Source organism: Spiroplasma sp. hy2, assembly GCF_044714365.1.
In the GTDB taxonomy this organism is placed as follows: domain Bacteria; phylum Bacillota_I; class Bacilli_A; order Mycoplasmatales; family Mycoplasmataceae; genus Spiroplasma; species Spiroplasma phoeniceum.
The window spans coordinates 1-567 of record NZ_RXFZ02000348.1 but is presented as its reverse complement, the minus strand read 5'-3'; the positions used below and the strand labels follow the sequence as shown (position 1 = coordinate 567).

The 567-nt window shown below is 25.0% G+C and carries 1 protein-coding gene; it reads left to right on the top strand.

Features of this window, described 5'->3' with window-relative positions; translation table 4 throughout:
- The coding region (locus EHV01_RS06450; RefSeq protein ID WP_422066738.1) for a hypothetical protein at window positions 1-567 on the top strand (567 nt) is incomplete at both ends.

Sequence of the window (567 nt, the reverse complement as noted above, 5' to 3'; positions counted from 1 at the left end):
CTACGGTTTTGAATATAACGATAATGACCCCAGTATTTATGTTTTACGAAATTATCGTAAATATATTAAAGAATATAATTTACAAGATTTTTATAATTTCAATACAAAACAGTATCAATTTGATAGTTATTCAATTGGTGTTGATTATGCTAACGGTAGTGAAGACCATACGGTATTTTTATTTAGTGGTTATAAAATTAATGAAAATAATGAATATGATAAATATTTAATTGAAGAAAATGTTGTTACCCCAAAAAACGCAATGAATTTAAATGAAATAGTTGAACATTACGGCCAATGAATAATCAATACTTTTGATAAATTTGATGGTTTTGAATATGCTACATTTCATTATGATATTAATGCCCACGACTTTATGCAAAAATTGCAAGAAGATATTTACCCTTATTTAGGCTATAAAATTAAAATGTTTAAAGCGAAAAAACATCAGACATATCTTAATAAAGAAGCAGGTATAATTAACCGTGTAACATGGATAAGAAAAATGTTTGTTCAAGGCAAAATATATGGTATATTAGATAACTTCCCATTTTTAGATAAATWTKW